The sequence below is a fragment of the Anaeromusa sp. genome, from assembly GCF_028691475.1.
Classification (GTDB): Bacteria; Bacillota; Negativicutes; order Anaeromusales; family Anaeromusaceae; genus Anaeromusa.
The window spans coordinates 1-3,573 of sequence record NZ_JAQUZF010000182.1 but is presented as its reverse complement, the minus strand read 5'-3'; the positions used below and the strand labels follow the sequence as shown (position 1 = coordinate 3,573).

Below are 3,573 nucleotides of genomic sequence, written 5' to 3'. Positions count from 1 at the left end.
TAGCGAATGCGGCCGGGACAGAGGCGTTCGGCGAATTGGCGTCCTTGCATGCTTTTGGGGCTGCGAAAGTCGACTTTGATGATGTCAGCCAATAAAATGAGAGGAATCTGCGCCTTGTCGGGTTCAAAGTCATCTAAGGCTAAGGTATAGCCGGCTTTTTTTAGCAAGGCGCAGGCATTGATGACTTCTTGGGTCGGCTCGACGGTTTCCAGAATTTCTACGGTGAGAATATTGGCAGGCAAAAGCTGCGGCACTTGATCGAGAAGGGTGGCGGTGCCAAAGTTGACAAAAGCCCTTTGGCCATCAGTAAGAGAATCGATGCCCATCATCAAAAAAGCATTAGATAAGACATCGCGTGTGGCTGCGGTATCGTCCGTATGCGTAGCTGTTGCAGCGCCAGCGCTGCGGAAGAGCAGTTCGTAGGCGACAACGTTTTTTTGAGTGTCGAAAATCGGTTGTCTGGCAATGAAAAGTTCCATTTGGGCACGCTCGTTTCTGTGTTTCTTATGCTTAAAGTATAGCAGGAAAAACACATAATTGTAAAACAAACAGAAACTCTTTGTTGCAAAGAAGACTTGATGGCTTTTGCCTGTTTTCCCGGCAGTGGCCTTGTGGTACAATTTTCCTAGAAGAGAACTTGTTTTCTAGGTTGATAAACAGGAGGGATAGTATGCTTACTTTTCAGAAGCTGGCACAGCCGCAGTCGTTGGCGGAAGCTTACGAAATACTGACGGCGCAAAAGAACAATTTCCTTCTGGGCGGCGGCGCTTTTTTGCGCCTGGGGTCGGCAAAACGGGGCACGGCGGTGGACTTGTCTGCTTGTGAGTTGAATTATATAGAAGCAAATGAGGAAGAAGTGCGCTTAGGGGCGATGGCATCCTTGCGTGATTTGGAAACGAGTCTTTCTATGCGCCAACTTGGGTGCGGCGTGGCGTCGCAGGCAGTGAGTCATATTATTGGCGTGCAGTTTCGGCACAGTGTCACTGTAGGTGGTTCTGTGTTTGGACGTTTTGGCTTTTCCGATTTGCTGCCGGCGCTGTTGGTGCTGGAGGCGTCGGTTCATTTGTACAAGGGCGGTATTGTGCCGCTGGCGCAGTTTATGGAGCAGCCGCCGCAAAAGGATATTCTTACGCAGGTAGTGATTCCTAAAGGCGCCTGCCGCGCGTCTTACCAGCAGATGCGCACATCGTGCAGCGATTTTCCGCTGCTCAACATGGCCGCAGCCGAAACAGACGGCGTTTGGAAAATTGCCGTCGGCGCCCGACCGGGACGTGCGGCGCTGGCGATACAGGCTGCTGCTGCTTTGGATGCTGGCGTTGCGCCGGAAGAGGCGGCGCGCTTGGCGGCGGCAGAATTATCTTTTGCCGGGAACAATCGCGCCAGCGAAGCGTATCGGCGTCAACTTTGTGAAGCGCTGACGGTTCGAGCTGTCAAGGAGGTGCTGGCATGCAAATAGAGACGATTATTAATGGGCATAAAACCATCTGGCAGCTAGAGGCGGATGCTTCTTTGGCAGACGTGCTGCGCCAAGAGGGCTATTTGAGCGTACGCAAGGGCTGTGATACGTCCTGTTGCGGCCTTTGCACGGTCTGGCTTGAGGGCAAGCCGGTTCTTTCCTGCACGGTGCCGGCTTTCCGGGCGGCAGGGAAGGAAATCACTACGTTAGAAGGCGTGAGCGAAGAAGCGGAAGCTTTCGCTAAAGTCCTCGCCGCCGAAGGCGCGGAGCAATGCGGCTTCTGCAGCCCCGGATTCATTATGACCGTGCTGGCCATGAAGAGGGAGCTTTCGCAGCCGTCAGAGGAAGAAATTCTTCATTACTTGACAGGCAATTTGTGTCGCTGCACCGGCTATATGGGGCAGCTGCGGGCGGTTAAAACCTATCTGGGAGGTGGAACGCGATGAAAGTGGTCGGACAAAGCCTGCCTAAGATTGATGCGCTGCCTATCGCGACAGGGCAGCCGGTATATACAGAGGATATGGCGCCGTCTCAGGCGCTGGTGGTTAAGGTGCTGCACAGCCCCCATGCTTTTGCGCGCCTGCGCCAGGTAGATGTCTCCTTGGCCCTGAAGGTTCCCGGCGTGGCCTGTGTCTTGACGCATCAGGACGTGCCGCAGGAGCGCTTTACCTTGGCAGGACAGTCCTATCCGGAACCGTCTCCCTATGATCGGCGTATTTTGGACGAATATGTACGTTATGTGGGCGATGCCGTAGCCATAGTGGCGGCAGTGGACGAAAAAACAGCAGAAAAGGCGCTGCAGCTCATTCGCGTGGAATATGAAGTGCTGGAGCCGGTACTGGACTTTGAAACTGCAGCCGGACATGCCAGCGTCGTGCATCCGGAAGATAATGTGCTTTGCAACTTTCCCATCGGCATGGAGAAAGAGAAAAATATTATTTGTACCCACAAAAACGAATACGGCGATGTAGAAGCGGAGCTGGCCCAATGTCCGGTAGTGGTGGAGGAAACCTATTATACTCAGGCGCAGGCTCATGGCATGATGGAGACGTATCGCGCCTACAGCTACCTAGATCATGCAGGACGACTGACCATTGTCAGCTCGACGCAGATTCCGTTTCATGTGCGGAGGCAAATGGCAAGAGCCTTGGAAATGCCGGCCAGCCGCATTCGTGTCATCAAGCCTCGCATTGGCGGCGGCTTTGGCGGCAAGCAGACCGGAGCGGTGGAGATGTTCGTGGCGGCGGTGACCAAACGTACCGGCAAGGCGGCGATTATTGTTTACAGCCGCACGGAAACGTTCAGTTGTACGAACAGCCGCCATGCCATGCGCTTAACCGTGCGCCTGGGGGCGGATGAAGAGGGAACCATTCGGGCGGTGGATATTCAAGGGCTTTCCGACGGCGGCGCTTACGGCGAGCATGCGCCTACCACCTTTTCCGTGGTAGGCGAGAAAACGCTGCCGATGTACCACAAAGCCAAAGCGGTTCGTTTTATGGGACAGGTTGTGTATACGAACAAGCTGCCTGGCGGCGCGTTGCGCGGCTATGGGGCGACGCAGGGGACCTTCGCCCAAGAGTCGGCGGTCAATCTGCTGGCGGCCAGACTAAAGATGAACCCGGTGGAGCTGCGGCAAAAAAATCTGATTCGCCAGGGGGATTATTCCCCTATCTATAAGGGCAAGGTGCTGGCTAGTTCGACGTTGGACCAATGCATTGCTACCGGCAAGAAACTCATCGGTTGGGAAGAAAAATATCCGGTACGTGATTTTGGGGACACCTTGCGTGCTGTAGGCATGGCGGTAACGATGCAGGGCTCCGGCATTGCCGGCATTGATACGGCGTCGGCGGAAATCCGCCTCAATGACGACGGCAACTATACGCTGCTTATTGGCTCTACCGATATGGGTACGGGAAGCGACACCATTCTGGCGCAGATGGCGGCGGAGGTTCTGGAAACCAATCTGGAGCATTTGATTGTCCATGCTGCAGATACGGATGTGTCTCCTTTTGATCCCGGTTCGTACGCTTCCAGCACTACCTATGTGACTGGTATGGCGGTTAAGCTGGCGGCGGAGGAATTGCGCGGCAAGATGCTGGAACAGGCGGCTAAATTAT

3 protein-coding genes and 1 pseudogene are annotated in these 3,573 nt (G+C 54.6%); 3 read left to right on the top strand and 1 reads right to left on the bottom strand.

All coding sequences use genetic code 11. The features are described 5' to 3' along the window. Positions 1-479 (bottom strand): annotated as a pseudogene (locus PHF27_RS13880) (hypothetical protein); the annotation flags it as partial. A 191-nt stretch (positions 480-670) separates the two neighbouring features. Here PHF27_RS13880 and PHF27_RS13875 point away from each other — a divergent pair. The 3 genes from PHF27_RS13875 to PHF27_RS13865 all read left to right on the top strand — a co-directional run. Then, the gene (locus PHF27_RS13875; protein ID WP_300071331.1) at positions 671-1,456 is read left to right on the top strand and encodes an FAD binding domain-containing protein; all 786 of its coding nucleotides are present in this window, start codon (positions 671-673) and stop codon (positions 1,454-1,456) included. After that, entirely contained in the window at positions 1,447-1,902 is a 456-nt protein-coding gene (locus tag PHF27_RS13870; RefSeq protein WP_300071328.1) for a 2Fe-2S iron-sulfur cluster-binding protein, read from the top strand. The genes PHF27_RS13875 and PHF27_RS13870 overlap by 10 nt, the downstream gene beginning before the upstream one ends. Next, the coding region (locus tag PHF27_RS13865) for a molybdopterin cofactor-binding domain-containing protein (protein WP_300071325.1) at positions 1,899-3,573 on the top strand (1,675 nt) is incomplete at its 3' end. The genes PHF27_RS13870 and PHF27_RS13865, both read left to right, overlap by 4 nt.

Excerpts from the sequence above, each read along its gene's own strand:
- PHF27_RS13875 (WP_300071331.1), top strand. The coding sequence starts at position 671 with ATGCTTACTTTTCAGAAGCTGGCACAGCCGCAGTCGTTGGCGGAAGCT.
- PHF27_RS13870 (WP_300071328.1), top strand. The coding sequence starts at position 1,447 with ATGCAAATAGAGACGATTATTAATGGGCATAAAACCATCTGGCAGCTA.